This is a genomic window from Streptomyces sp. CLCI03 (genome assembly GCF_053615355.1).
This window is the reverse complement of record NZ_CM132132.1, coordinates 442,604-468,144: the sequence shown is the minus strand read 5'-3', so window position 1 is coordinate 468,144 and position 25,541 is coordinate 442,604. Positions and strand designations below refer to the sequence as shown.

The window sequence follows — 25,541 nt, the reverse complement described above, 5'->3', positions numbered from 1 at the left end:
GGGTGCGGGACACGGTGATCGACACCATCTCCACGGAGATCGCGGAGGGTGAGGAGCGGATCCGGCTGGAGGTCGCGGACGGCCTCGCCGTCCTCACCCTGTGCCGCCCGGACAAGCTCAACGGCTGGAGCTGGGAGTCCACCCGCCAGCTCGGCCTGCTCGCGGACCGGATCCGCTTCGATGCGTCCGTCCGGGCGGTGCTGCTGCGGGCCGAGGGGCGGGCCTTCTGCGCGGGCATCGACGTGACCGCGCCGGGCGGCGCCGTCACGGGAGGCTCCCCGGCCGAGCGCACCCGCAACTACTACGAGGGCATCCGCTGGGTGCACGAGCGGTTCGCCGTCCTCGCCCGCCTCCCGCAGCCGGTGGTGGCCGCCGTCCAGGGCTACTGCCTGGGCTTCGGCTTCGAGCTGGCGCTGATGGCCGATGTCCGGGTGGCGGCCGAGGATGCCGTCTTCGCCCTGCCGGAAGCCGGGCTGGGTGTCGCGGTGGACGCGGGCGGCGACCTCCGCATCGCCCGCGAGGCGGGTGCGGGCTGGGCCAAGTACCTGGCCCTGACGGGCCGGCGCATCGACGCCGCGACGGCGCACCGGCTGCATCTGGTCCAACTGCTCGTCCCCGGCGAGGAACTGGAGGCCACCTCCCGCGCCGTGGCACGGGAGATCGCCGACAATGCGCCGCTCGCGGTCCAGGGCATCAAGCGCGCGATCGACGGCTACGCCGACGCCGCCCTCCCGGCGGCCCTCGACCGGGTGGCGATGACCGCGGCCCTCACCCTCACCTCGGAGGACTGCCGGGAGGGCTACACGGCCAAGGCCGCCCGTCGGCCCCCGCGGTTCAGCGGAGGCTGAGCACGGGTCGGGTCGAGAACTCCTCGTACATGCCCTCGCCGTCCGGGCCGTAGGTGAACTCGGCCGCGTACGGGTTGCGGTTGGCGGTCGCCAGCGGCAGCCACCCGAGAAGATCGCCGTACCCGCCGCAGACGGCCTCGCCGCCGTCACCGCCGTGCACCGCGGTCGGGTCCCCGCTCAGCTCCGTGCCGTAGCTGTCGTAGGCGATGTGCAGCCCGAAGGCGTTCGGCCGGTGGCGCACGTCCCCGCTGCCGTACGAGGGCTCGTCCAGGGGGCAGTCGTTCCCCCACCGGAACAAGGTGCCGGCCCCGGCCCCGCACGCGTGCTCCCACTCGTCGGCGCCCGGTATCCGCAGCCCGTGCGCTGCCAGGGCGGCCGGCATGTCCGCCACGTGCTCGGTCAGGGCCTCGTCCTCCACGGCCATGAGCACCGTCGCGAGCGTCGCGGTGCGCGGCGGGCTGAGTACGTCGGCGAGATAGGCCTTGAGGTCCTCGTGCCCGTACCCGTACCCCTCCTCCACGCTCTCCGCGTAGTCGGCGGCCTGCGCGGGCGTCGGCTCCCAGGCGTCCAGGTCGAAGCCCAGCCGCACGCTCCCGCCGGGTACGAGGGCGAACCGGCGCCCCTCACGCTCGACAAGCACGCGGTGCAGCGGACGGCCGAGGTGCTCGACGGCGTCGAGCAGCACCACCCGGCCGCCCACCTGCGTGGCGGCCTCGTCGGCGAAGCGTCCGGCGGCGGCCAGGTCGAGCGAACGCCAGCGGTCAAGGGTCAGTTCGGCGAGAGACATGCCCCGATCCTCGCACCGCCCACCGACAACCGGTGCTCAGGGGGAGGGGGTGAACGGGCCGCGGCCCAGCTGGGTGCGGACCGGGACCACCTCGGGGTTGACCACCGAGCGGCGCTGCCAGTTCGCGCCGTCCACCACCAGGGTGTGCCCGGTGACGAACCGGGCGTACGGCGAGGCCAGGAAGGTGGCGGCCCAGCCCAGTTCACGCGGTGCGCCGACGCGCAGGGCGGGCTGCCGGGCGTCCTTCGCGTCGGGCGCGGCACGTTCCAGGCCGCCCCGGATGTCCTCGCTCATGTCCCCGTGCGGGAACAGCCCGGGAACGAGCCCGTTGATCTGGATGCCGTACGGGCCCCACTCGACGGCGAGTGTCTCCACGAGGCTCTTCACCCCCGCCTTGGCGGCGGCGCTGTGGGCGAAGCCCGGCCCGCCCGTCCAGGCGTACGAGGCGCCGATGTTCACGATCGAGCCGCCGGTGCCCGCGGCGAGGTGGCGGCGACCGAACTCGCGCGTCATGAACCAGGTGCCCGTCAGCGTGATGTCGACCACCGCCCGCCAAGCGTTGGGCGAGAGATCCTCGGCCGGGGAGGGGAAGTTCGCGGCGGCGTTGTTGACCAGCACGTCCGGCAGGCCGAAGGCCGCCTGCGCGGCGTCGAAGACATCGGCGACCCGCTCCGGATCCCGGATGTCGCAGACGGCGGCCGTCACCCGGCCCGCGCCGGGGACGGCCGCCAACTCCTCCCGCGCCGCCTTGAGCTGCTCGGCGCGCCGGCTCGCGATCACCAGATCGGCGCCGAGCCGGGCGAACTCGGTGGCGATGGCCTTGCCCAGCCCGGTGCCGCCGCCGGTCACGAGGACCACCTGCCCCGCGTAGGTACCGGGGGGCAGGGCGGCGGCGCCGAGCGCCGGTGGCGCGGGCAGCCCGCGCGGAGGGTTCTCCATGCGCCCATCGATAGCGTGCCGGGGCTCAGATCACCATGCCCGAAGCGTGCCCGGCCGCCGGGTCAACTTCCCGGGTTGTAGGCCTGCTTGGTCGCGCAGGTCCAGATCACCGGCTTGAGCTTGCCCTTCGCGTTCACGGCCGCCCCACCGACCCGGTCGGTGTCCGAGACCGCGTCGGCCATGCTCGCCCCACCCGAGGCCAGCCGCGGCAGGGCCTTGACCGGCCCGGAGCCGGACTTCAGCAGCGCCTGGTCCGGCAGGGTCAGCTGCTCCGGGTGGAACTTGGCCGTGCCGACGGTGAGGTTCGTGTGCGCGCTGATCGCCTCGAAGGTGGCGTACGGGTGCGAGCTCAGGCCCCCGGGAGAGGTGACAGGCCCGGTGAGCGGGGGCTCCCAGATCACGGGGGTGTACTCGTGCCACGGTCCGGCCCAGTCGTAGCCGACGACCCGGCGGCTCTCGTCGATGTCCTGGACGTAGCTGTCGTTCCCGGTGGGAGCCAGCAGCCGGGCGGCCGTGCCGTCCCCCGGCCACAGCACCGGGTGGGTGCCCTCCAGGTGCTGGCCGGTCTCGGGGACCTCATAGTCCTGCGTCGCCATGCCGAGGATGTCGCCCTGGTTGTTGATGGCGGTGACCGTCGTGATCCGGGTCTCCGGGCCGGCGTCGGCCGGGACGGGCAGCTCGCGGACCTTCTGGCCGTCCTTCCAGACGGCGCCGGTCCCGCCGTCGGCGCGGGAGACCACGAATCCGGCGTCGTTGATGTCGGCCTCCCGGTAGGAGCCGTCACTGTCCGGCAGCAGGGTGATCGACGCGGCGCCCGCCTGGTACGTGAACAGGGGGGAGGTGCCCCCGAAGACGTGCAGGACGCCCACCATCAGGCCGTGCGCGTTGACGGCGAGCACCTGCCCCGTCCGGTTCGGGTCGGTCAGCGGGACCCGGTGCACGGTGGTGCCGGTCCAGTAGACGGGCTTGTGGCCCGAGACGCCGACGGCGAGGTCGCCCGCGCCGAGGTCGAAGACGCCTTGGCTTTGCATCACGTCGCGCGCGTACGACTCGTCGCCGATCGAGCCGAGTACCTGGATCTTCGGTGCGCACTTCGCGTCGGCCGCCACGGCCGGGCCGGCCGCGGTGATGAGGCCGGTCAGAACGACGGCGGCGACGGCCGCGGACATGCTTCTTCTCATGTGGTGTCCCCCCTGGACAGGTGCTGTTCCCCGTTGAGTCATGACACGTGCACGCCACATGTTGCCTGATCTTGAGGCGGATGTGGCCTGAATGACGCGTGTTGATCCGGACCCGATGGTTCTCCACCCCGGCCGACGGTTCACAGAAGGGCAAGCGACCGCTTAGTATGCGCGCGGAGCGTGGTTCATCGACGGCGGCTGGAGGCCCCGGATGCAGGCATGGCGAGTACATACCCCCGGCGAACCCCGAGAGGCCCTGCGCCTCGAAGAGATTCCCGAACCGGTCCCGGGCGAGGGCGAGGTGCGGCTGCAGGTGCTCGCGGCGAACCTCAACTTCCCCGACGCGCTGCTCGTCCGCGGCCAGTACCAGATCCGCCCGCCGCTGCCCTTCACCCCCGGCGTCGAGATCTGCGGCCTCACCGACGACGGCCGCCGCGTCATCGCCACCCCGAGCCTGCCCCACGGCGGCTTCGCCGAGTACGTGATCGCCTCCGAGCGCGCCCTGCTGCCGGCCCCCAAGAGCCTGAACGACGCCCAGGCCGCCGCCCTGCACATCGGCTACCAGACCGGCTGGTTCGGCCTGCACCGCCGGGCGCGCCTCCAGCCGGGCGAGACCCTCCTCGTACACGCCGCCGCCGGTGGGGTCGGCAGCGCCGCCGTCCAGCTCGGCAAGGCCGCGGGCGCCACCGTCATCGGGGTCGTCGGCGGCAAGGCCAAGGTGTCCGCCGCGGAGGAACTCGGCTGCGACCTCGTGATCGACCGGACGACCGAGGACGTCGTCGCCCGCGTGAAGGAGTTCACCGGCGGGCGCGGAGCCGACGTGGTCTACGACCCCGTCGGCGGCGACTCGTACACCGCCTCCGCCAAGTGCGTGGCCTTCGAGGGCCGCATCGTCGTCGTCGGCTTCGCGAGCGGCACCATCCCCACCCCCGCCCTCAACCACGCCCTCGTCAAGAACTACTCGATCCTCGGCCTCCACTGGGGCCTCTACGCGACCAAGGACCCGGCCGCGATCCTGGCCTGCCACACCGAACTCACCCGCCTCGCCGACGAAGGCGCCGTCAAGCCCCTCATCAGCGAACTCGTCGCACTCCCCGCCGTCGCCGACGCCGTACAGCGCCTCGCCGACGGGACCACCACCGGCCGCGTCGTCCTGGCCATGCCCCGGCAGCCGGGTGTGACCCGATGACCGTGATCACCGCCGAGCACCTGCTCACCCGCGTCCAGGACCTGCTCGCCGCCCACCCGCCCGCCGACACCGACCGCGGCGCGTTCCTGCGCGCCCGCTTCGACACCGGACTCGCCTGGGTCCACTACCCCGAGGGCTTCGGTGGCCTCGGCGCGCCCCGCTCCCTCCAGGTCGTCGTCGACGCCGCACTGGAAGCCGCCGGCGCCCCCGACAACGACCCGCGCCGCATCGGCATCGGCCTCGGCATGGCCGCCCCCACGATCCTCGCCTACGGCACCGACGAGCAGAAGCGGCGCTTCCTGCGCCCCCTGTGGACCGGCGAGGAGGTCTGGTGCCAGCTCTTCAGCGAGCCCGGCGCCGGCTCCGACCTCGCCGCGCTCGGCACCCGCGCGGTCCGCGAGAGCGGCTCCGGCGACTGGATCGTCGACGGGCAGAAGGTGTGGACCTCCAGCGCCCACACCGCCCGCTGGGCCATCCTGATCGCCCGCACCGACCCCGGGCTCCCCAAGCACCAGGGCATCACCTACTTCCTCTGCGACATGCACGCCCCGGGCGTCGAGGTCCGGCCGCTGCGCCAGATCACCGGCGAGGCCGAGTTCAACGAGGTCTTCCTCACCGGCGTCCGCATCCCCGACTCCCACCGCCTCGGCGCCGTCGGCGAGGGCTGGGCGGTCGCCCGCACCACCCTGATGAACGAACGGGTCTCCATCGGCGGCATGCGCATCCCACGCGAGGGCGGCATGATCGCCCCCGTCGCCGCCGCCTGGCGCGAACGCCCCGAGCTGCGCACCCACGCCCTCCACCAGCGGCTGCTGGAACTGTGGGTCGAGGCCGAGGTCGCCCGCCTCACCGGGGAACGGCTGCGTCAGCAGCTCGTCGCCGGACAGCCCGGCCCCGAGGGATCGGGCATGAAGCTCACCTTCGCCCGGCTCAACCAGGAGATCAGCGGACTGGAGGTCGAACTCCTCGCGGAGGAGGGCCTCCTGTACGACGACTGGACCATGCGCCGGCCCGAAGGCGTCGACTTCACCGGCCGCGAGGCCGGCTACCGCTACCTGCGCGCCAAGGGCAACAGCATCGAGGGCGGCACCAGCGAAATCCTCCTCAACATCGTCGCCGAACGCGTCCTCGGCCTGCCCCCCGAGCCGCGCGACGACAAGGACCTCGCCTGGAAGGACCTGAGCCGATGACCACCGCGGCGGCACCGACCGACCTGCTCTACTCCGAGGCCGAGGAGGAGCTCCGCTCCGCCGTACGCGCCCTCCTCACCGACCGCTGCGACGCGAAGAGCGTCCTGGAGCGGGCCGAGACCGGCAGCCCGCACGACCCGGCGCTCTGGCACACCCTGGCCGCCGGGATCGGCGCCGCCGGGCTCCTCGTTCCCGAGAAGCTCGGCGGGCAGGGCGCGAGCCACCGCGAGGCGGCCGTGGTCCTGGAGGAGCTGGGCCGGGCCGTGGCGCCCGCGCCCTACCTGACGAGCGCCGTCCTCGCCACGGAGATCCTGCTCGGCTGCGACACCGCGGAAGCCGCCCCGCTGCTGCGGGAGTTGGCCTCCGGCAGCACGGTGTGCGTCCCCGCCGTGCCGCTGACGTCGGCCCCGGGCGCGCCCCTCCCGGCCCCCGTCCGGGACCTCGGCGACGGGATCCTGACCGGCACGATCACCTCCGTGGCGGACGCGGTGGCCGCCGACGTCCTGCTGGTCCTCGCCGACACCGGGCTCCACGCCGTCCCGGCCGCAGCGGCCCGGCTGACACCGAGCGTCCCGCTGGACCTGACCCGCCCGCTCGCGACCGTCACGCTGGAAGCGGCCGCGGGCACCCGCCTGGCCGACCTGGGAACGGCCCGGGCGGCCATCGCCGGAGCCCTGCTCTCCGGAGCCGGACTCCTCGCCTCCGAACAGCTCGGGATCGCCGAGTGGTGCCTGACGGAGACCGTCGGCCACGTCCGGGGCCGCCACCAGTTCAACCGCCCCGTCGGCTCCTTCCAGGCCCTCAAGCACCGCCTCGCCCGGCTCTGGCTCGACGTGGCCTCCGCGCGGGCGGCGGCGCGGGCCGCGGCCGACGCCCTCGCCACCTCGGCCCCCGACGCCCCGCTGACGGTCGCCGTGGCCCAGGCCTACTGCTCGGGCGTGGCCGTCCGGGCCGCCGAGGAGTGCGTACAGCTGCACGGCGGCATCGGCATGACCTGGGAACACCCCGCCCACCTCTATCTCAAGCGGGCCAAGGCCGACTCCCTGGCCCTGGGCACGGCGGGCCACCACCGGGGCCTGGTCGCGGACTTCGCGGAACTCCCCGCGCCGTGAGCCGTGGCGCCCCGGCCGGCCCCGACGCCGGGCCGGCCGGGGCGCCACGGCAGGGCCGCGTGACGGCCGCCGCACCCCGCCCCGCCTGCGGCGGGCCACCGGCCGGTCCCTATCCTCGCCCCATGACGGCCACCATCACCGCCCTCTCCGCCACCGCGCTCCGCGCCCACCGCGACGAACTCGCCGCCCTGCTCCTCGCCGTGGTCGACGGCGGCTCCTCCCTCGGCTTCCTCGCCGGGCTCGACCGGCACGGCGCCGCCGCCTGGTGGGACTCCCTGCTGCCCGCCGTCGAGGACGGCTCCCTCGCCCTGTGGGTCTCCCGCACCGGTGACGACGGCCGGATCGACGGCACCGTCAGCTGGTACCGCGAAACCAAGGCGAACGGCCGCCACCGTGCCGAACTGCGCAAACTCATGGTCCACCCGGCCGCCCGCGGCCGGGGCACCGCCCGCGCCCTGCTCGCCGAGGCCGAGTCGGCCGCCGCCCGCGCCGGGGTGGTGCTGCTCTTCCTGGACACCGAGACCGGCAGCGGGGCCGAACGCGTCTACCGCTCCGCGGGCTGGACGGAGGCCGGCACCATCCCCGACTACGCCACAGACCCGGAGGGCCGGCTCCACCCCACGACCCTGTTCTACAAGCAGCTCGGGCGCGCCCACCGGTGACCTCGCCCGCCGCGCGGCGTTAGACCCGTAGCCGCCGGCCACCGAGCGAGGGAGTCCGTATGTCCGCAGCATCGCCCGCCGCACCACTGACCCGCCGCGCCGTTCTCCGTACGGCCTTCACCGCGGCCGTGCTCGCCGGTACGGCCGCGGCGCTGGCCCCCGTGCTGCGCGCCCGGCGCCCCCGGCAGACCGTCACCCCGGCGCCGCTGGCCGAGGAGGAGACCTACCGCGGCCGGCACATCGCCGTCGACGTCGCCGGGGTCCGGATCGACGGCCGCCCGCTGCACGTCATGCGCCGGGCCGACGGCAGTTACCTCAGCGGCATCAACCACTTCCAGTCCTATTCCACGCCACTGGAAGTGGCCCGGGCCGCCGTCGACGAACTGGGCACCGCCCAGCTCGCCTTCGCGGCCCCGCACCACGGCTGACTGACCCACGGGAACGGGAGGAGCCCCGCGTTGCACGTTCGGCAGAACCAGAAGAACCTCACCAGCGCCCAGAAGAAGCGGTTCACCGCGGCGGTGCTGGAGCTCAAGCGCAACGGCGCCTACGACGCCCTGGTACGCACCCACGACAAGTACTTCGTGCCCGACCGCGCCCGCAAGCTGCGCGTGGGGCACATGTCCCCGTCCTTCTTCCCGTGGCACCGGCGGTATCTGCTGGAGTTCGAAAGGCAGTTGCAGGAGATCGACCCCGGCGTGAGCGTCCCGTACTGGGACTGGACCACCGACACCAGCCCGGTCTCCTCCCTCTGGGCCGACGACTTCCTCGGCGGCACCGGCCGCGCGAGCGACCGCAAGGTGATGACCGGGCCGTTCGCCTACGACACGGGCAACTGGACGGTGACCGTCGGTATCACCGAGTCCGCGTTCCTCACCCGCAACCTCGGCCGGCCGCAGAACCCGATCACCCTGCCCACCGCGGCCGAGCTCCGGTGGGCGATCGACGATCCGACCTACGACGTCTCCCCCTGGGACTCCACGGCCACCGCGGGCGGCTTCCGCAACAAGCTGGAGGGCTGGTCGGCCCCCAGGAGCGAGCGCTGGCGCAATCACAACAAGGTCCACCAGTGGATCGGCGGTCACATGACGGGCGGTACGGCGCCCAACGACCCGGCGTTCTGGCTGCACCACGCCTTCGTCGACCTGATCTGGGACCGCTGGCAGCAGAAGCACCCCGGCTCCGGCTACCTGCCCGCCGCCCCGCTCGCCGTCGGCGATGTCCAGCGCGGCCGGGTGATCGCCCTCGACGAGCCGATGCCGCCGTGGAACGTCACCCCGCGCGAGATGTCCGGCCACCAGGGCCTGTACCGCTACGAATGACGTGGCGTGCGCCGCGTGCGCGCGCAGCGGGCAAGGGGAAAGGGCCCCCGCCGGGTGGCGGGGGCCCTTCCGTCGATCGGCGGATCAGCGGATCAGCCGATCAGGCCATCAGTGGCCGTAGTCGCCACCCTCGGTGTGGTGGTCGGCGCCGCCGCCGGAGGCGTTGACGCAGGTGTTGCCGAACGCCGGGTTCAGCAGGGCGATCACGTTCACGGTGTTGCCGCAGACGTTGACCGGGACGTGCACCGGAACCTGGAGCAGGTTGCCCGACAGGACACCGGGGGAGCCGACCGCCGCACCGTGCGCTCCGGCATCGGCGACAGCCAGACCCGCACCGGCGACCACGGCGCTACCGGTGACAGCGGTGATGGCGAATGCCTTCGCGATACGCGACATCAAGATCTCCTCATGAGATATGTGGGGCGCCACAGAATCTGTGGCATTTGACATGGCATACAACGCGGGGGCGGCCGAGGGGTCACGGCCGATGCGCCTACCCGGTGACGGAAAACCGGACGGAGGCGAAGTACGGCCGCACCTGACCGACCTCACCGGGCCGCAGGACCCGCAGGACCCGCCCCGAGCACCCGGGCCGCTCGTACAGGGTCGCCGAGCTGCCGGTGCCGTTGGTGACGGCCCGGGCGCCCCCGCCCTCCGCCTCGACGCACCCCCGGGGGGCGGTGAGGCCGTGGACCCGGTCGTCCTGGCCGACGTACTGGAAGTCGGACCCGGCGGCGGCCCGCGCCGGACCGGCCAGGAGCGTTGCGCCGGCCAGAAGCAGGAGGGGCACGGCATGGTGGATACGCAGGAATCGCATGCCCGTCCAACCGGGGCGGGCCCGGACCCGGTCACGCCTTGTCACCCGTTGGACGGCTGTGCGACGGTGCCACGGCGGGACCGTCGCACGGGCACCGCCCCCGGCATCGTCAGCGCAGGAGGACGAGATGAGCGCAGAGGGCGCGCCCGCCGGCAGCCACCGACCGCGGGTCAGGACCACGGCCGGCGTCGTCGAGGGCCGGACCGGACCTGATGGGACCGCGGTCTTCCGGGGCATCCCGTACGCGGCCCCGCCCGTCGGCGCCCTGCGCTTCGCGGCGCCCGCGCCCCCGCCCACCCGGGACGGCGTACGGGACTGCGGCGCCTACGGCCCCACCGCGCCCAAGGTGCCCTACCCGGACACCTTCGCGGCCCTGCTGCCCGACCCGGTCGTCCCCGGGGACGACTGCCTGAACGTGAACGTGTGGACCCCGGACCCGGCCCGCGGGGCGTCGCTGCCCGTCATGGTCTGGATCCACGGCGGGGCGCACACCCGCGGCTCCTCGGCCGTCCCCGTCTACGACGGCTCCGCCTTCGCCCGCGACGGGGTCGTGCTCGTCTCCTGCAACTTCCGGCTCGGGGTCCTCGGCTACGGCCTCTTCCCCGACGCCCCCGCCAACCGCGGCCTGCTGGACCAGATCGCCGCCCTCACCTGGGTGCGCGAGAACATCACGGCCTTCGGCGGTGACCCCGACCGGGTCACCGTCTTCGGCGAGTCCGCCGGCGCCATCAGCATCGGTGCCCTCCTGGCCGCCCCGGGCGCGGCCGGGCTCTTCGCCCGCGCCGTCCTGCAGAGCGGGGCTCCTGAGGTCGTGGCGCGCCCCAAGGTCCGCGCCATGGTCCGCCGGATGGCCTCGCTGCTCAAGGTCGACGCCACCGCCGCCGCCTTCACGGCCACCTCCCTGCCCGACCTGCTCGCCGCACAGGCGGCCGTCCTGCGCCGATCCGGCCCGCTCGTCGGCGGACCCGCCTTCGGCCTGGTCACCGACCCGGACACGATTCCGGCCGACCCCCTCGACACCCTGTGCGCCGCGGCCGCCTCCGACGAGGTACCGCTGCTCCTGGGCTGGACGCGAGACGAATACCGGCTGTGGCTCGCCCCCACCGGCGGGATGCGGCTGCTGGACCGACTGGGCCCGCTCGCCGTCGCGCTCGCCCGCGCCCGCTCCGGCAAGGACCGCGCCGCCGTACGGGCGCTGCGCGCCGTACTGCCCGCCGCCGGTCCCGCCGAACTCGCCGGACAACTGCTCACCGATGGGCTGCTGCGCGATCCGCTGCGCCGGCTCGCCGGGGCCCGGCGGGCGGCGCCGAGCTTCGTGTACGAGTTCGCCTGGCCCTCCGGGCTTCCGGGCCTGGGCGCCTGTCACGCCCTGGAGCTGGGCTTCGTGTTCGACACGCTCGCGGCGCCGGAGTCCGCCTGGCTGGCCGGACCCGACACCCCGCAGGCGCTCGCGGACGAGATGCACGCGGCCTGGGTGCGGTTCGCGGTGACGGGCGATCCGGGTTGGGCGGCGTGGAACGGCGACGGCCCGCCGAAGGTGTTCGGCGGGCCGGAACTCGATGGTGCGCGCGCGTCGGTGGTTACTCGACGGGCCCTTCCATGACCTTGCTGATGAACTGGATCGGTCCCTCACCCATGTTCGGCACATAGGTCTTGGCGTTGTGCTGGCCGCCCTTGATGACCTTCAACTCGGCGTGGATGGGGCCCTTGTTGCCGTAGGTGGCGACGAACTTCTGCACGTCGGGCAGCGTCTTCTTGTTGTTCTCGCTGTCGCCGACCTGGAAGGCGAGGTAGACCTCGGGCCCCTTGGTGTCGATGAGGTGCTTCGCCAGCAGCTCCGGGTTGTTCTCGGCCTTCTCCTTGTCGTGGCCCTTCCACAGGGAGGAGTCCGGGACGATGTCCGGGCCGGAGGCGATCACGGCCTTGAACTTGTCCGGGTGCTTCAGCACGGCCTTCATGCCCGCGAAACCACCGGTGGAGGAGCCCATGAAGGCCCACCCGTCACGGGACTTGACGGTGCGGAAGTTCGCCTTCATCAGGTCCGGGACGTCCTCGGTCAGCCAGGTGCCCATCTTGGGCTGGCCGGGGATGTCGGAGCCGTCCCAGTAGACGCCCTTGTCGTCCGGCCCCGGATTGAGCACCGGCATGGCCAGGATGAAGGGCTTGCTCTTGCCCTCCCCGTACCACTTGCTGATGCTGGTCTGGAGACCGAGATCGGTGCCCATCCAGTAGTTGCTGGGGTAACCGGCGCCGCCCGGGAGGGCGATCAGGACCGGGAAGCCGCTCTTGGCGAACTTCGGGTCGTTGTACTCCTTGGGGGCCCAGACCCAGACCTTGCCCTTGAAGCCGGACTTCTTGCCGTCCAGCGTGGTGACGGCCACGTGCGTGCCGTCCGCGAGGGTCATCGTGTTCTTGAACTCGGCGGTCGGCCCGGTCGGCATGAGCATCTTGGAGTTCGGCGGGGGAGCGTCGTTCTTCTTGCCACCCGCGGGCCCCTGCCCGAAGGACACCGACGAGCCCTTGTCGGTGAACGGGGGTATCTCGAAGTGGTTCAGCACGAGCGCGGCGATACCGGCGAGCGCGAGCACGGAGGCGCCGGCTATGAGCCGGCGGCGTCCCTTGCGGCGGCGCGGCGGCTCCTCGGGGAAAAGATCCTGCGGTCCGTAGCGCGCCGTCTGTTCGTACGGGTCCTGCGGTGCGTACTGCGCCTGCTGCCCGTGCCTGGGCTGCTGCCCCTGGGGCTGCCGGTGCGGCTGCTGTCCGTACGGCTGGGCGTGCGGGTCGCCGTGGGGCGGCTGCGGTATCTGTCCTTCCGGCCGGTACGGCTGGTACTGCTGCCCGTCGGGTGCGTACGACATGTGCGGTGGCTCTCCGGCTGCTGCTGCCCCAGAAGGGGCGGGGTGGTCTGACTGCTGGTCCTTCCGTTCGAAGGATGAACGAAAGCATGTCAGGGTTCCGCATTTTCCCTACTCTTGGGGTGCCCTGGGGGAGGCCATTGCCCGGGCCCCGTGCGCCCGCCGGCGTTCACGAACCCGCCCGCTCGCGTGCCTGGCCCTTGCACGGGCCGCCGGTTATGGTGCGCCCGCGCCGCCCCCGGAACCCCACACCGCCCCGGAGTCATCCCATGACGCTCCAGCGCCGGATCCTGATCCTGGCCACCGCCGTGGTCCTGCTCGCGGCCGTGGGCGTACTCGCCGTCGTACGGGCCTCCTCCCGCGCGGACGAGAAGGACCACGCACGGGCGGGCGGCCCGGCGGTCACCCCGGGTGCCGTCTCGCTGGCCGCGGGTGACGGCGGCCGGCGGATCGTGTTCCGCACCATGGCCTGGGGACCGCACCGGGACGAGCTCGCCACGGTGGCGACCGACGCGCCGCGGGGGCCCCGTACCGCGTCCGGGGTGAGCTGCCTGCGCTTCCACGCGGCGGGGAACACCGGGATCTGCCTCCGGTCGGACCGGAACGGGGTCCAGGAGGGCTACCGGGCCGTCGTGCTCGACGCCCGTCTGAAGGAGGTGTCCGCCCACCCGCTGGGCGGACTCCCCACCCGGGCCCGGGTCTCGCCGGGCGGGCACCTCGCCGCCTGGACGGTCTTCGTCGGCGGCGACTCGTACGCCGGTACGAATTTCTCGACGCGGACATCGGTCCTCGACCTGCGCACGGGCAGGCTCGAAACCTCGCTGGAGGATTTCACGATCCTGAAGGACGGCAAGCCGTACCGCAGCGCCGACGTCAACTTCTGGGGGGTCACCTTCGCCGCCGACGAGCGGACCTTCTACGCGACGCTGGCCACCGGCGGCCGGACCCACCTGGTCCGCGGGGACCTGGGCGGGCGCACCGTGACCACCCTGCGGGAGAACGTCGAGTGCCCGTCCCTGTCCCCGGACGGCACCCGGGCGGTGTTCAAGAAGCGCGTGCCGGGGCTGCCGGCCGAGGCGCCGTGGCGGCTGTACGCCCTGGACCTGGCCTCCGGCGCCGAGACCCCGCTCGCCGAGGAGCGCAGCGTCGACGACCAGGTGGTGTGGAGCGACGACCGGACCGTCGTCTACGCCCTGCCGGGAGACTTCGGCGCCGACCTGTACGCCGTACCGGCCGACGGGAGCGGCGCCCCCGCCCGGCTCATGGACTCGGCCCTCGCCCCGGCCTTCCTCGGGTGAGGAGGCCGGGGCGAGGGCCGGGAGGCAGGACCGTTTTTCCGTTCTTCCGTCCGGCCGGACGGGTTATGCGGGGATGAGCGTCTTGCGGCGCCGCTTGCGCTGCGCGCCCGCCGACAGCCTCAGCTCGATGATCGACCGGACGGCCGGCCACTCCTCGTCGAGGATCGAGTAGAAGGCCGTACTGCGGACGGCACCGTCCAGCCCCCGCGAGTGGGCCCGGCGGACCCCCTCGCAGGTGAAGCCCAGCCGTTCCATCGCGGCTCTCGAACGGCCGTTGCGCGCGTCAGCGCGCAGCGAGATGCGCCGTACCCCCCAGGTCTCGAAGGCATGGCGGAGCATGAGCAGCTTCGCCTCGGTGTTGATGCCGGTTCCCTGGGCGCCCGGGGACAGCCAGGTATTGCCGATCTCGGCGGCATCGGGGATCGCCGTCGCCGGATCGCCGAACGGGACTCCGGGCACGGCGGGCCAGATCAGAGGCCCCTGCCAATAGTCGAGTTCCAGGAACCGGGTCGAACCGACGACCCGCCCGTCGGTGGCTCTGACCACCGCGAACGGGAGCGATCGACCCGCGGCCTGATCGGCGAGGGCGCGTTCGATGTACTCGTGTGACGCCTGCACACCGTGGGGCACGGGAGTGAAGGCGTAAGTCGTACGATCCTCGGCCCCGGCCACGGCCAGAGCCTCGGTGTGGTGGGGGGCGAGGGGCTCGAGCCGCACGGTGCGGCCCGCGAGGTGTACGGGTACGGGCACGGAGCCTTCGGTCCTTCTGGGCGGTGGGGTGGTTGCACAGTCTGCGTCCATGACGTCGCCCCCCGTGCAAAACACGAGTGAAAGGCAACCGGCTGTCAGGTGAACGCGAGTGGCTCAATGTAGCTCCTCGAAGTCCTCTCTTGAACCCCCAATTTGGCAATGGCGCGACACTGATTTCCGGGGACTTGGGTCCCCGCCTCGGAGCGCCCGTAATCACGATCCACGGACATCCCTTCAACCGCACGACATGGGCCCCCCGGACGGCCGTGCCGGCTACCATCGGTCGCCGCGCGATCACGCCTGACCTGCGACGATGTGAAAAAAGTCCGGCGCCCCCGAGTGAGGCCCGGCGAGCGGATCCCGCGGCCGGTCCCGGCGCCGCGCCGACCCGCCCCGACATCGAACGCATGCTCGTCGGCGGTGTGTCCGTGAACGGTGGGATCACGGGGGAGGTACGACTGCGCCACCCGGGTCTGTTACGGCCCTCCCGGGGGAGTCCGCCGTAGAGTCGGGACGAGGTTTCCGTCCGTCGAGGAGGACGTCCATGCTGCGAGGGATCGCGACGATCAACTTCTGGGCCGACGACCTGGAGGCGGCCAAGGACTGGTACACCGAGGTGCTCGGGATCGCCCCGTACTTCGAGCGCCCCGGGTACGCCGAGTTCCGCATCGGCGACCACCAGCACGAGCTGGGCATCGTCGACCGCCGCTACGCTCCGCCGGGCGCGGCCGACAAGCCCGGCGGAGCGGTGGCCTACTGGGCGGTGGACGACCTGCCCGCCGTGCGACAGCGGCTGCTGGACCTGGGGGCCGAGGAGTACCAGCCGGTGACCGCGCACGGTGACGGGGGCTTCGTCACGGCCGCCGTCACCGATCCCTTCGGCAATGTGCTCGGCATCATGCGCAACCCGCACTACCTGGAGGTCCTCGACGGGGCGACCCCGGACCCGGCCTGACCCCTGAGCCGGCCTGACCCCGGACCCGGGACCCCTGCCCTGGGACCCCTGCCCCGGGACCCGGCCCGACCCCGGTCCCGCGCCGCTGCGATCATTTCGCCCATGGACGACGTACTGCGGCGACTGGCCGCCGTAGGACCCTTCTTCACCGTGCCCTACGGGAAGGAGCCGCCCGGCCCCGGTTTCCTCCCGCTCACCGCGCTGTACGGGGAGCGACTCGGGCCGTACGTGGCCGAGGTGGGCCGGCGGATCGGCACCGGGCCCGGCCGGGTGGCCGCCTCGACCGCGCAGCTCGGGATCGCCTCCCGGCTCTGGTCGCTGGGGCTCGGGTGCGCGGCGCTGTCCGGCCGGATTCCGGACCTGGCCGCCGATCGGGTGTGGTGGCGGCTGCCGGACGCGGGATCGCTCCAGCTGTGGCTGCCCGAGCCCGCCCCCGGTCTGCCGGCCGAAGACCTCGGGGAGAACGTCCTGGCGCATCTGGCGGTGCTCGACGAGGGCCTGCGCGAGTGCTTCGGGGTCTCGCCGAAGATCCTGCGGGGGAACGCGGCGTCCGGGCTCGTCGGGGCGTTGCGGGTGCTGATCGACCGGGTGCCGGGCGGCGCGGCCGTGGAGCCGGCGGGCGCCCTGCTGGCCGACGGCGGAGCGCTGGGGGGCACCGGCACCTTCCTGCACGAGGAAGGGCTCGGGGTGGCCTTCGTACGGCGCAGCTGCTGCCTCTACTACCAGGTGCCCGGGGGCGGCCTCTGCGGTGACTGCGTGCTGCGGACGGGGCGGCGGAGGGGCTGACGGTCCCGGCCGGCATGCGGCCGGCGCGCGGCCGTTCGGAGCAAGGGAGGGCGCGCCGACCCGGCCCGGTCACGGGCCCGGCGTACGGTCCGCTGCATGACCGCTCGTACACCGCTGCAGCCTTCCGCACTCACCCGTCGCGCGGCCCTGACCGGGCTCGCCGCGGGGGCGGGGGCGCTCGCCGTCGGGGGTGGTGCCCGCAGCGCGGCCGCCGCGCCCAAGCCGTCCGCCAAGGCCGTGGACCCCACCCCCGGGGCGATGAAGCTCTTCGACGATCCCGGCTTCAACTTCGCGGGCCTGCTCGCCCTGGGCGCCGCGGGGATGCGGGCCTCCGAGGTGGGCGAGGTCCTGACGGCGGTCAACGCGATCAACGCGGCGGGTCTGTCCGAGCAGACGTTCAGCGACACGTTCCGGGCCTGGGGGGACCGGCTCTCCGCGCCCCCGGCCGCCGGCCGGCACGGCCACGAGGCCCCTTCGCAGACCCGTCGCTTCCGGTCCCTGCGCGCCGCCCAGTACTACGCGCAGTCGTTGTTCTACGTGCTCGGCACCGACCACCCCGGTGACGAGGAGGCCGTCTACCTGGCCGGGCGCAGGGCCTGGGACACCTTCACCCGGTTGTGCTCGCCCGCCGCCGTCCGCGCGAAGATTCCGTACGGCCGGACCCACCTGCCGGTGTGGTTCTTCCGCCCGGACGGTCCCGCCGTACCGCGTCCCACCGTGATCCTGACCAACGGCAGCGACGGCCAGAACGTGGACATGTGGACGTACGGCGTGGCCGCCGCCCTGGGCCGGGGCTGGAACGCCCTCGTCTACGACGGACCCGGGCAGGGCCAGCTGCTGTTCGTGGAGGAGATCCCCTTCACCACCCGCTGGGAGAAGGTCGTCTCCCCGATCGTCGACTGGCTGGAGGACCGCAAGGACGTCGACAGCGGCCGCATCGCGATCACCGGCCTCAGCATGGGGGGCAACCTGGTCGCCCGCGCCGCCGCCTTCGAGCACCGGCTCGCGGCCGTGGCCTGCCAGCCCGGATGCGTCAGCCCCTGGCTGGGATTCGACGCGGAGCTGCGCGCCGTCGTCACCTCCGACAAGGAGGAGACCAACCGGGTCTGGAACGAGGAGGTCGTCCCGGAGCTGACTCCGGAGCTCGCCTTCACCGTCAAGAAGCGGTTCGAGATCTTCGACAGGCAGGCCCTGCGCCAGGCCCGCGAGGGGGTGGTGCTCACGGACATCTGGACCCCGGCCCGGGTGGCCATGGGCCTCGACATCACCGCGGTGGTCGGGCGGATCAAGGCCCCGACGCTGGTCGTGGACTACGACTTCGAGCTGTTCTACCCGGGCCAGCCGCAGCAGATGTACGACCTCCTGCGCAGGCGCCGGGAGTACGTGAAAATGACGGAGGCCACCGGGGCGCAGTTGCACTGCTCCCCGATGGCCCCGCAGCAGCACTGCGACGTCGTCTTCGACTGGCTCGCCGACGTGCTCGGGCGCTGACGGAACGTCCGACCTTCTAGAAGGTCAGGTTCCAGGCGTCGACCTTGCCGGTGTCGCCGCCGGCGTTGTCGTTGACGCGCAGCTTCCAGGTGCCGTTCGCGACCTCGGAGGAGGCGTTCACGGTGAAGACCTGGTTGATGTTGTCGGTGCTGCCGCCCGCGCGGTTGTGCACGGTGTAGACGGTGCCGTCCGGCGCGACGAGGTCGACCTTGAGGTCACCGATGTAGGTGTGCACGATGTTCACGCCCACCTTGAGGGTGGCCGGGGCGTTGCCGGTGACACCGCTGACGGTGATCGGGCTCTCCACCGTGGTGTTGTCGCCGATGGCGAAGTCACCGGTGTTCTCGAAGTACTTGCCGGGCGGCGGGGTGCTGCCGACGGCCTTCAGCGCGTCGACCTGGCCCTCGCCGAAGAAGCCGTTCTTCGCCGTGGTGCCCTTGCAACGGCTGTCCGACGGGCAGGCCACGTCGTTGGCCTGAGTGGCCAGCTTGTCGCGCAGCTGCGCCGGGGTGATGCCCGGGTTGGTGCTGGCCAGCAGGGCCGCCACACCGGCGACGTGCGGGGACGCCATCGAGGTGCCGCTCATGGTGCCGTACTTGCCACCCGGCTGGGTGCTGTAGATACCGACGGAGTCGCCGCCCGGGGCGGTCACGTCTACCACGTTCAGACCGTAGTTGGAGTACGAGGCCTTCGCGGTGGTGCCCATCGCCGAGACCGTGACCACGCCCGGGAGCTCGGTCGGGATGTCCAGGCAGGCGTTGGTGATGGTGCGGGTGACCGGCGTCGAGTCGTTCGGGCTCTCGGTGTCGGTCGTCTTGTTGGCCAGGTCGATGTTGGAGTTGCCGGCCGCCGCGACCTGCAGCGAGCCCTTGCCCTCCGCGTACTCCTGGGCGCGCTTGACGCCCTCGATGATCGCGGCCTGGTCGGCGTTGTCCGGGCAGTTGAACTGCCACGGGTCGGTGTAGTAGCTGTTGTTGGTGACCTTGAAGCCGTGGTCACCGGCCCACATGAAACCGCAGACGGTGTTCTCGGCGAAGAAGAGCGAGGAGCCCGGCTCGGCGATGCGCACCGAGGAGATCTTCACGCCCGGGGCCACGCCGATGACGCCCTTGCCGTTCTTGGCGGCCGCGACCGTACCTGCCACGTGCGTGCCGTGGGTGCCGACGTCCCGCCAGGCGCCCGTACGGGCGTCCGGCTTGCCGTAGGCGCAGGACGCGGAGTCCGCCGCGTTGAAGTTCGGGGCCAGGTCCTGGTGCTGGTCGTCGACACCGGTGTCCAGGATGCCGACCTTCACGGAGGCGGAACCGGTGGTGACGGCCCAGGCCTGGTCGGCCTTGATCTGGGTCATGTCGGCGCGGACCGGCTCGCCCGAAGGGGTCGTGGCCTGCGTCGGGTTGGCGGGAAGCGCCGGGTTGTAGGCGTCCGCCGGGACGTCCGAGGTGCGAGTGGCGCCGACCTGCTGGACGCCGCTCACACCGCGCATGGTGGTGGCGAAGGTACCCGACGCGGAGTGGGCGACGATCACGCCGATCGCGTCGTAGTACTGGAAGACCGTGCCGTTGTTGGCGGTGACGGCGTTGCGTACCGCGGTGGTGTCACCGGGAGCGGTGATCACGAGGTAGGCGCGGGTACCGGCAACCCAGGTCGCACTCTGGGAGGTCGGGGCCGCGGCCTTCGGGGCCGCCGCGGGGGCGGGGGCCGACGAGCCGTTGGGCGAGACGGGGGCGGTGCCGGCGAGCGCGGCGGGGGCCCCGAAAGCGAGTGCCGCGCCGAGCGTGGCGGCCAGCACGAGGGTACGTCGAGGTCGGCTGGATATGTGGGGTATCAATGCGTCCTCCGAAGACCCGGTGGTCAGGCCGGGTCGAACGAAACAAGTGGTGGACGCAAGATGTCATGCACACAGCCGGTTACGGAAGTACCTTTTACAGCCGGGGGGTTCGGTTATCGGTGGCCGAATACCGACTATGGGTGCAACTGGGGAGAATGCGTCGGCCGACCGGGCTGGGCACCGTGGGGGCGAGCCCTGCCCGGTCGGCCCGTGGGGGCGCTCCGGTCAGACCGGTACCCCGTCCTTGGGGCTGCTCGACGGCTGCGGCACGGAATCCGAGGTTCCGCCGGACTCGGCGGCCCGTGTCGGCTCGCCCTCGCCCTGCGTGCCGTGCCCGTCGTCCACCAGGGTGCTCTCGTCGAACGGCATTCGCCCGGCGAGGACTTCGGTGGCGCGCGCGTGGTCGAACTCCTTCGTCCACGTTCCGATGAGCACCGTGGCGACCGCGTTGCCCGCGAAGTTCGTCAGGGCCCGGGCCTCGCTCATGAACCGGTCGATGCCCACGATGAGGCCGACGCCGTCCACCAGTTCCGGCCGGTGCGACTGAAGTCCTCCGGCGAGGGTGGCCAGACCCGCACCGGTCACACCGGCTGCACCCTTCGAGGCGATGATCATGAACAGCAGGAGCGAGATCTGCTCGCCCAGCGCCAGCGGCTTGCCCATCGCCTCGGCGATGAACAGCGAGGACATCGTCAGATAGATGGCCGTCCCGTCCAGGTTGAAGGAGTAGCCCGTCGGCACGGTGATCCCGGTGACCGGCCGGGAGACCCCCAGGTGCTCCATCTTCGCGATCAGCCGCGGCAGCGCCGACTCCGAGGAGGAGGTCGAGAGGATCAGCAGGAACTCCCGGCCCAGATAGCGCAGCAGGGCGAAGACGCTGACCCCGGTGCAGACCCGCAGCAGCGTGCCGAGGACCACGAACACGAACAGCAGACAGGTCGTGTAGAAGCCGATCATGATCACGGCGAGGGACTTCAGCGCGTCGATGCCGGTGGCCCCGACGACCGCCGCGATGGCCCCGAAGGCACCCACCGGCGCCGCCCACATGATCATCGCGAGGATCCGGAAGACCAGCTTCTGGAGGTGCCCGATGCCCCGCAGCACCGGCTCGCCCGCCGTGCCCATGGCCTGCAGCGCGAACCCGCACAGCAGCGCCACCAGCAGCGTCTGCAGCACCTCGCCGCCGGTGAAGGCGGAGACCAGGGTGGTCGGGATGATCCCGAGCAGGAACTCCGGCGTGCTCTCGGCCCCGCCCGCCTTGGCCTGCGCCTCGCCCGCACTGCGCACGGCCTCGGTCAGATGCAGCCCGCTGCCCGGTTCCAGCAGATTGCCGACCAGCAGGCCGATGGCCAGTGCCACCGTCGACATGACCATGAAGTAGCCGAGGGCCAGTCCGCCCACGGCGCCCACCTTGGCTGCCTTGCGCACGGACCCGATGCCCAGCACGATCGTGCAGAAGATCACCGGCGAGATCATCATCTTGATGAGGTTGACGAAGCCGGTGCCCAGCGGTTTGAGCTCCACGGCCACGCCGGGGGCGGCGAAGCCGACGGCGATGCCGAGCAGCACCGCGCCGATCACCGCGATGTAGAGATAGTGCGTTCTGTCGCGCCTGGCGGCCACGATGCCTCCCGGTGGTGATTACGTTCGGGGAGACCATCGCCCAGGGCTGTGACCCCGGTCACCCTTACGTTCATTGAGTTCACGACCCGGGGCACACTGAGCGCCATGTTCCGCTTCCCCCGCCCCCCGCGCAGCCTCGCCGGCCAGCTCTTCGCCATGCAGGTGCTGCTGGTCGCCGTGGTCGTCGCGGGCTGCGCCGTCTTCGCGTACGCCACGGCCCGCGGCCAGGCCGAGGAGGCCGCCCGACGCCAGGCCGGAGCCGTGGCCCGCGCGGTCGCCGACTCCCCGTCCGTACGCGAGGCCGTACGGGGAGCGGCGGGCGGTACCGACCCGTCCACCCTGCTCCAGCCCTACGCGGAGCGGGTCCGGGAGGACTCCGGGGTGGCCTTCGTGACGATCATGTCCCCGGAGGGGCGGCGCTGGACCCACCCCGACCCCCGCCGGATCGGCGAGCCGTTCATGGGCAACACCGCCCCCGCGCTGCGCGGCGAGACCTTCAGCGAGACGTACACCGGCACCCTCGGCCCGTCCATCCGTGTGGTCACCCCGCTCCAGGACGAGGGCCGGATCATCGGCCTGGTCAGCGCGGGGATCACCGTCCGCGCCATCAGCGATCGGCTCGCCGCGCAGCTCTCCGCCCTCGCCTGGGTCGCGGGCGGCGCGCTGGCCCTCGGCGGCGTGGGCACGTACGTCGTCAACGCGCGGCTGCGCCGTCACACTCATGGCATGAACGCGGCGGAGCTCAGCCGGATGTACGACTACCACCAGGCGGCCCTGCACGGGGTCCGCGAGGGCCTGCTGATGCTCGACGGGCAGCGCCGGATCACCTTGATCAACGACGCCGGGCGCGAACTGCTGGCCCTGCCGGGCGAGGTCACCGGCACCAAGGTCGCCGAGCTGGGTCTGCCGGCCCCGCTCACCGGGGCCCTGCTCGCGGACCGGCCCCGGGTGGACGAGGTGCACCTGACCGCGGACCGGGTGCTGGTGGTCAACAGCTCGCCGGTCGCGGGCGGCGGCCGTCGGGGCACCGTGGTCACCCTGCGCGACCACACCGAACTGCAGTCGCTGACCGGCGAGTTGGACCATGAACGAGGCTTCACCCAGGCGCTGCGCTCCCAGGCCCACGAGGCCGCGAACCGGCTGCACACCGTGGTCTCGCTCATCGAACTCGGCCGCGCGGACGAGGCGGTCGACTTCGCCACCGCCGAGCTGGAACTCGCCCAGGCCCTGACCGACGAGGTGGTCACCGCGGTGGGGGAGCCGGTGCTGGTGGCGCTGCTGCTGGGCAAGGCCGCCCAGGCGCACGAGCGGGGCGTCGAGCTGGTCGTCACCGCCGACAGTCGCAGTCTGGCCGAAGGGGGCGGGCTGCCGCCGGCCCGGGACCTGGTCACCGTGCTCGGCAATCTCATCGACAACGCGGTCGACGCGCTCACCGCCGTACCGGGGGCCCGGATCGCGGTGACGCTGCGGCCCGAGCCGGACGAGCTGCTGCTGCGCGTCGCGGACAACGGACCCGGCCTGCCCGAGGGGGTCGACGTGTTCCGCCGGGGCTGGTCCGGCAAGGGCGAGGGCCGCGGGCTCGGCCTGGCGCTGGTCCGGCAGGTGGCGGAGCGCTACGGCGGCGCGGTGGTCGCGGCCCAGGGCCCTGGCGGTGGAGCGGAGTTCACGGTCCGCCTGCCGATCGCGTCGGAGCCCGCGCCCGCGCCGGGGCCCGCCCCCGCATCCGCGCCCGCCGGTCCGGGGGATCCGAGATGAGCGGCGGCGAGGTCCGCGTGCTGATCGTCGAGGACGATCCGGTGGCCGCCGACGCGCACGCGCTCTACATCGGCCGGGTGCCCGGCTTCACCGCCGTCGGCGCCGTCCACTCGCTCGCCGAGGCCACCCGGTTCCTGGAGCGGACCCGCGTCGATCTGCTGCTCCTGGACCTCGGCCTGCCCGACGGGCACGGCCTGCGGTTCGCGCGCGGGCTGCGTGCCGCCGGACATCCCGTCGACGTGATCGTGGTGACCTCCGCGCGGGACCTGGCCGTGGTCCGCGAGAGCGTCTCCCTCGGCGTGGTCCAGTACGTACTGAAGCCGTTCGCGTTCCCCACCCTGCGCGAACGGCTCCTGCGCTACGCCGAGTTCCGCCAGACGGCGGGCGAGGCGGTCGGTCAGGACGACGTCGACCGGGCGATGGCGGCTCTGCGCGCACCCCGCCCGGCCGAGCTCCCCAAGGGGCTGAGCGGCCCGACCCTGGACCGGGTCGCCGCCCTGTTGCGGTCGACGCCCGAGGGTCTGACGGCGGCGGGGGCGGCCGAGGCGGCGGGGATCTCTCGGATCACCGCCCGTCGCTACCTGGAGCACCTGGTGGACACCGGCCGCGCGGACCGCACCCCCCGGTACGGCCAGGTCGGCCGCCCCGAACTGCACTACCGCTGGTTGGCGGCGACCGGTTCGGTGTCGAAGGTGTAGAACTTCCGGTGATCCAGCATGTCCGCCGGGGTCACGTTGTTCCAGGGCCGCATGGTGTCGTTCAGGTCGACGACGTTCTGCGTGCCCGCCCCCGGCAGGTACGTGGACCGGGGGTGCTTGGCCTGCCAGTCGGCCCACAGCTTGTCGATGAAGGCGTGGTGCATCCAGAACACCGGGTCGTTCGGGGAGACCCCGGTGGACATCTGCCCGCCGACCCACACGTGCACCCGGTTGTGCAGGTTGGCGCCGCGCCAGCCCTCCAGGTTGTTGCGGAAGCCGTTGGAGGAGCTGTTCCAGGGCGCCATGTCGTAGACCGGCATGGCGAGTACGGCGTCCACCTCGGCCTTGGTCGGCAACTGGGCGACGGCCGTGCCGAGATCGCGGCGCAGGTAGGCACGCCCGTCCACACGAACGTTTATGTTCCACTTGCCGGTCGAGTACGCGAAGGCGCCGTCCATGACCTGCCCGTCGCGGGCCCGTCCGGTGCCACCGAGGAAGTCGGGGGCCCAGAGGGAGGCGCGGGAGGTCCGGTCCACCGTCCAGTCCCAGTAGGGCAGCGCGACGCTCGCGTCCACTTTCTGCAGCGCCTCCTCGAACTCGAGGAGGAAGCGCCGGTGCCACGGCAGGAAGGAGGGGGAGCGGTGTCCGACGCGGTCGCCCGAGTCGGTGTCGCTCATGATGAAGCCGTTGTGGGTGGTGACGAAGCGGTCGTAGACGCCGGTGCGCTTGAGCTCCTGCAGGGCCGAGACGAAGGCGCGCTTCTCCTCGGGCGTCAGCGTCGCCTGGTTCTTGCGTACGGTCATGCCGCACCTCCGAAGGGAACGAGGGCGGCGCCCTGGAGATCGCGGACCGCGGCCCGGGCGAGGAGCTTCGGGTCGGCGAAGGTCTCGTAGTGGTTGATGACGCTGATCCAGGTGCCGTCGGCGTTGCGCATGATGTGCAGTTCCTGGCCGTCTATTCGGACGGTGGGCTGACCGGGCGAGTGGTGGCCGCCGTGGTGGCCGCCACCGCCGGCGGTGATCTGGATACGACGGCCCTTGTAGACCTCGTCGACCGTGCCCGGGGTGGTGGGCTCGGTGGGAGTCGCGGCGGCGTTCGTGGCGCCCGCGGCAGCGGCGGTCAGGCCAAGCACGGTGAGGGCACCGGCTGTTGTCCCCAAGGCCTGACGGCGAGTGATCTTCTTCATGGCCGAAGAGGTATCAGGACTCGGGAGAGGCTTGGCCTGTATCCGGACATGCGCGGATAAGTTTCCGGTAGAACAAGTTGGATGATCTTCCCGTTCGACGCAGCCTCGGGGGCTTGAACGGGAAGATCTTCTGGGTAAACCTTACTTGACGGTAATTTCTTCTGGGTGAGGGGGGCGATATGTGCGGGATCACACTGCAGAGTCGGCCGGAAGCAGAGCGTCAGACCGGGCCGGCGGTGCCGAGTGGCCGTGCGGCGCGGCCCGGGGAG

25 protein-coding genes are annotated in these 25,541 nt (G+C 72.4%); 14 read left to right on the top strand and 11 right to left on the bottom strand.

Translation table 11 applies throughout. The features are described 5' to 3' along the window. Positions 1-14: 14 nt before the first annotated feature. Positions 15-848: an enoyl-CoA hydratase/isomerase family protein gene (locus ACWG52_RS02180; protein WP_033217115.1), complete on the top strand. Its 834-nt coding sequence runs from the start codon at positions 15-17 to the stop codon at positions 846-848. Here the strand turns inward: ACWG52_RS02180 and ACWG52_RS02175 are convergent. The 3 genes from ACWG52_RS02175 to ACWG52_RS02165 form a co-directional block, all read right to left on the bottom strand. Continuing rightward, on the bottom strand, positions 835-1,635 hold the full coding sequence (locus tag ACWG52_RS02175) for a hypothetical protein (protein WP_389802260.1): 801 nt from the start codon (positions 1,633-1,635) through the stop codon (positions 835-837). The genes ACWG52_RS02180 and ACWG52_RS02175 overlap by 14 nt on opposite strands. 36 nt (positions 1,636-1,671) lie before the next feature. Continuing rightward, on the bottom strand, positions 1,672-2,574 hold the full coding sequence (locus ACWG52_RS02170; protein ID WP_389802263.1) for an SDR family oxidoreductase: 903 nt from the start codon (positions 2,572-2,574) through the stop codon (positions 1,672-1,674). A 62-nt stretch (positions 2,575-2,636) separates the two neighbouring features. Continuing rightward, positions 2,637-3,755 (bottom strand): hypothetical protein, encoded by a 1,119-nt coding sequence (locus tag ACWG52_RS02165; RefSeq protein WP_389802266.1) that lies wholly within the window; start codon positions 3,753-3,755, stop codon positions 2,637-2,639. A 211-nt stretch (positions 3,756-3,966) separates the two neighbouring features. Here ACWG52_RS02165 and ACWG52_RS02160 point away from each other — a divergent pair, with 211 nt between their 5' ends. The 6 genes from ACWG52_RS02160 to ACWG52_RS02135 all read left to right on the top strand — a co-directional run bounded on the left by ACWG52_RS02160 (position 3,967) and on the right by ACWG52_RS02135 (position 9,230). Further along, positions 3,967-4,944: an NADPH:quinone oxidoreductase family protein gene (locus ACWG52_RS02160; protein ID WP_389802268.1), complete on the top strand. Its 978-nt coding sequence runs from the start codon at positions 3,967-3,969 to the stop codon at positions 4,942-4,944. After that, complete coding sequence (locus ACWG52_RS02155; protein WP_453127627.1) at positions 4,941-6,134, top strand: acyl-CoA dehydrogenase family protein; 1,194 nt, start codon at positions 4,941-4,943, stop codon at positions 6,132-6,134. The genes ACWG52_RS02160 and ACWG52_RS02155 overlap by 4 nt, the downstream gene beginning before the upstream one ends. Next, positions 6,131-7,246 (top strand): acyl-CoA dehydrogenase family protein, encoded by a 1,116-nt coding sequence (locus ACWG52_RS02150; RefSeq protein WP_389802274.1) that lies wholly within the window; start codon positions 6,131-6,133, stop codon positions 7,244-7,246. Before ACWG52_RS02155 ends, ACWG52_RS02150 begins: the two co-directional genes overlap by 4 nt. Positions 7,247-7,368: 122 nt before the next feature. Then, a complete protein-coding gene (locus ACWG52_RS02145; RefSeq protein WP_033216441.1) occupies positions 7,369-7,908 on the top strand; it encodes a GNAT family N-acetyltransferase in 540 nt (179 codons plus the stop codon). A gap of 59 nt (positions 7,909-7,967) precedes the next feature. Next, the gene (locus tag ACWG52_RS02140) at positions 7,968-8,336 is read left to right on the top strand and encodes a tyrosinase family oxidase copper chaperone (RefSeq protein ID WP_033216442.1); all 369 of its coding nucleotides are present in this window, start codon (positions 7,968-7,970) and stop codon (positions 8,334-8,336) included. Positions 8,337-8,366: 30 nt separating this feature from the next. Next, positions 8,367-9,230, top strand: coding sequence for a tyrosinase family protein (locus ACWG52_RS02135; protein WP_389802279.1), 864 nt, complete (start codon positions 8,367-8,369; stop codon positions 9,228-9,230). Between the two features lie 108 nt (positions 9,231-9,338). On the opposite strand, the gene ACWG52_RS02130 is transcribed toward ACWG52_RS02135, so the two are convergent. Both ACWG52_RS02130 and ACWG52_RS02125 read right to left on the bottom strand, forming a co-directional pair. After that, complete coding sequence (locus tag ACWG52_RS02130) at positions 9,339-9,626, bottom strand: chaplin (RefSeq protein WP_030761160.1); 288 nt, start codon at positions 9,624-9,626, stop codon at positions 9,339-9,341. 97 nt (positions 9,627-9,723) lie between these two features. Next, positions 9,724-10,020, bottom strand: coding sequence for a hypothetical protein (locus ACWG52_RS02125; protein ID WP_389802282.1), 297 nt, complete (start codon positions 10,018-10,020; stop codon positions 9,724-9,726). A gap of 154 nt (positions 10,021-10,174) precedes the next feature. Here ACWG52_RS02125 and ACWG52_RS02120 point away from each other — a divergent pair, with 154 nt between their 5' ends. Then, entirely contained in the window at positions 10,175-11,650 is a 1,476-nt protein-coding gene (locus ACWG52_RS02120) for a carboxylesterase/lipase family protein (protein WP_453127623.1), read from the top strand. On the opposite strand, the gene ACWG52_RS02115 is transcribed toward ACWG52_RS02120, so the two are convergent. Next, on the bottom strand, positions 11,628-12,905 hold the full coding sequence (locus ACWG52_RS02115) for an alpha/beta hydrolase (protein WP_389802285.1): 1,278 nt from the start codon (positions 12,903-12,905) through the stop codon (positions 11,628-11,630). The two genes, ACWG52_RS02120 and ACWG52_RS02115, sit on opposite strands and share 23 nt — an antisense overlap. Positions 12,906-13,171: 266 nt before the next feature. Between ACWG52_RS02115 and ACWG52_RS02110 the strand changes: the two genes are divergently transcribed. Then, positions 13,172-14,200, top strand: a complete 1,029-nt coding sequence (locus ACWG52_RS02110) for a TolB family protein (RefSeq protein ID WP_389802288.1) — start codon at positions 13,172-13,174, stop codon at positions 14,198-14,200. A 63-nt stretch (positions 14,201-14,263) separates the two neighbouring features. On the opposite strand, the gene ACWG52_RS02105 is transcribed toward ACWG52_RS02110, so the two are convergent. After that, positions 14,264-14,950 (bottom strand): GNAT family N-acetyltransferase, encoded by a 687-nt coding sequence (locus ACWG52_RS02105; RefSeq protein ID WP_161292060.1) that lies wholly within the window; start codon positions 14,948-14,950, stop codon positions 14,264-14,266. Between the two features lie 544 nt (positions 14,951-15,494). Here ACWG52_RS02105 and ACWG52_RS02100 point away from each other — a divergent pair. The 3 genes from ACWG52_RS02100 (at position 15,495) to ACWG52_RS02090 (ending at position 18,182) form a co-directional block, all read left to right on the top strand. Next, complete coding sequence (locus tag ACWG52_RS02100; protein ID WP_389802292.1) at positions 15,495-15,905, top strand: VOC family protein; 411 nt, start codon at positions 15,495-15,497, stop codon at positions 15,903-15,905. A 102-nt stretch (positions 15,906-16,007) separates the two neighbouring features. Continuing rightward, on the top strand, positions 16,008-16,691 hold the full coding sequence (locus tag ACWG52_RS02095) for a (2Fe-2S)-binding protein (RefSeq protein WP_389802295.1): 684 nt from the start codon (positions 16,008-16,010) through the stop codon (positions 16,689-16,691). Positions 16,692-16,787: 96 nt separating this feature from the next. Next, on the top strand, positions 16,788-18,182 hold the full coding sequence (locus ACWG52_RS02090) for an alpha/beta hydrolase family protein (protein WP_389802298.1): 1,395 nt from the start codon (positions 16,788-16,790) through the stop codon (positions 18,180-18,182). A gap of 16 nt (positions 18,183-18,198) precedes the next feature. Here ACWG52_RS02090 and ACWG52_RS02085 read toward each other — a convergent pair whose 3' ends face one another. Continuing rightward, positions 18,199-19,971 (bottom strand): S8 family peptidase, encoded by a 1,773-nt coding sequence (locus tag ACWG52_RS02085; RefSeq protein WP_389802301.1) that lies wholly within the window; start codon positions 19,969-19,971, stop codon positions 18,199-18,201. 264 nt (positions 19,972-20,235) lie between these two features. After that, positions 20,236-21,633: a cation:dicarboxylate symporter family transporter gene (locus ACWG52_RS02080; protein ID WP_390138615.1), complete on the bottom strand. Its 1,398-nt coding sequence runs from the start codon at positions 21,631-21,633 to the stop codon at positions 20,236-20,238. Between the two features lie 156 nt (positions 21,634-21,789). Between ACWG52_RS02080 and ACWG52_RS02075 the strand changes: the two genes are divergently transcribed. Together ACWG52_RS02075 and ACWG52_RS02070 are read left to right on the top strand one after the other, a co-directional pair. Further along, positions 21,790-23,388: a sensor histidine kinase gene (locus ACWG52_RS02075; RefSeq protein WP_389803300.1), complete on the top strand. Its 1,599-nt coding sequence runs from the start codon at positions 21,790-21,792 to the stop codon at positions 23,386-23,388. Then, complete coding sequence (locus ACWG52_RS02070) at positions 23,385-24,086, top strand: response regulator (protein WP_389802305.1); 702 nt, start codon at positions 23,385-23,387, stop codon at positions 24,084-24,086. Before ACWG52_RS02075 ends, ACWG52_RS02070 begins: the two co-directional genes overlap by 4 nt. Here ACWG52_RS02070 and melC2 read toward each other — a convergent pair. Together melC2 and melC1 are read right to left on the bottom strand one after the other, a co-directional pair. Beyond that, entirely contained in the window at positions 24,044-24,889 is an 846-nt protein-coding gene (gene melC2, locus ACWG52_RS02065) for a tyrosinase MelC2 (protein WP_389802308.1), read from the bottom strand. The two genes, ACWG52_RS02070 and melC2, sit on opposite strands and share 43 nt — an antisense overlap. Further along, on the bottom strand, positions 24,886-25,272 hold the full coding sequence (gene melC1 / locus ACWG52_RS02060; protein WP_389802309.1) for an apotyrosinase chaperone MelC1: 387 nt from the start codon (positions 25,270-25,272) through the stop codon (positions 24,886-24,888). Before melC1 ends, melC2 begins: the two co-directional genes overlap by 4 nt. Positions 25,273-25,541: the final 269 nt, after the last annotated feature.

What these genes read in the sequence shown, in the direction of transcription:
- ACWG52_RS02075 (WP_389803300.1), top strand. Translation starts at nt 21,790, where the DNA reads ATGCAGGTGCTGCTGGTCGCCGTGGTCGTCGCGGGCTGCGCCGTCTTC.
- melC2 (WP_389802308.1), bottom strand. Translation starts at nt 24,889, where the DNA reads ATGACCGTACGCAAGAACCAGGCGACGCTGACGCCCGAGGAGAAGCGC.
- ACWG52_RS02170 (WP_389802263.1), bottom strand. Translation starts at nt 2,574, where the DNA reads ATGGAGAACCCTCCGCGCGGGCTGCCCGCGCCACCGGCGCTCGGCGCC.
- ACWG52_RS02095 (WP_389802295.1), top strand. Translation starts at nt 16,008, where the DNA reads ATGGACGACGTACTGCGGCGACTGGCCGCCGTAGGACCCTTCTTCACC.
- ACWG52_RS02160 (WP_389802268.1), top strand. Translation starts at nt 3,967, where the DNA reads ATGCAGGCATGGCGAGTACATACCCCCGGCGAACCCCGAGAGGCCCTG.
- ACWG52_RS02100 (WP_389802292.1), top strand. Translation starts at nt 15,495, where the DNA reads ATGCTGCGAGGGATCGCGACGATCAACTTCTGGGCCGACGACCTGGAG.
- ACWG52_RS02130 (WP_030761160.1), bottom strand. Translation starts at nt 9,626, where the DNA reads ATGTCGCGTATCGCGAAGGCATTCGCCATCACCGCTGTCACCGGTAGC.
- ACWG52_RS02120 (WP_453127623.1), top strand. Translation starts at nt 10,175, where the DNA reads ATGAGCGCAGAGGGCGCGCCCGCCGGCAGCCACCGACCGCGGGTCAGG.
- ACWG52_RS02110 (WP_389802288.1), top strand. Translation starts at nt 13,172, where the DNA reads ATGACGCTCCAGCGCCGGATCCTGATCCTGGCCACCGCCGTGGTCCTG.
- ACWG52_RS02165 (WP_389802266.1), bottom strand. Translation starts at nt 3,755, where the DNA reads ATGAGAAGAAGCATGTCCGCGGCCGTCGCCGCCGTCGTTCTGACCGGC.
- melC1 (WP_389802309.1), bottom strand. Translation starts at nt 25,272, where the DNA reads ATGAAGAAGATCACTCGCCGTCAGGCCTTGGGGACAACAGCCGGTGCC.
- ACWG52_RS02140 (WP_033216442.1), top strand. Translation starts at nt 7,968, where the DNA reads ATGTCCGCAGCATCGCCCGCCGCACCACTGACCCGCCGCGCCGTTCTC.
- ACWG52_RS02145 (WP_033216441.1), top strand. Translation starts at nt 7,369, where the DNA reads ATGACGGCCACCATCACCGCCCTCTCCGCCACCGCGCTCCGCGCCCAC.
- ACWG52_RS02070 (WP_389802305.1), top strand. Translation starts at nt 23,385, where the DNA reads ATGAGCGGCGGCGAGGTCCGCGTGCTGATCGTCGAGGACGATCCGGTG.
- ACWG52_RS02150 (WP_389802274.1), top strand. Translation starts at nt 6,131, where the DNA reads ATGACCACCGCGGCGGCACCGACCGACCTGCTCTACTCCGAGGCCGAG.
- ACWG52_RS02090 (WP_389802298.1), top strand. Translation starts at nt 16,788, where the DNA reads ATGACCGCTCGTACACCGCTGCAGCCTTCCGCACTCACCCGTCGCGCG.
- ACWG52_RS02115 (WP_389802285.1), bottom strand. Translation starts at nt 12,905, where the DNA reads ATGTCGTACGCACCCGACGGGCAGCAGTACCAGCCGTACCGGCCGGAA.
- ACWG52_RS02175 (WP_389802260.1), bottom strand. Translation starts at nt 1,635, where the DNA reads ATGTCTCTCGCCGAACTGACCCTTGACCGCTGGCGTTCGCTCGACCTG.
- ACWG52_RS02155 (WP_453127627.1), top strand. Translation starts at nt 4,941, where the DNA reads ATGACCGTGATCACCGCCGAGCACCTGCTCACCCGCGTCCAGGACCTG.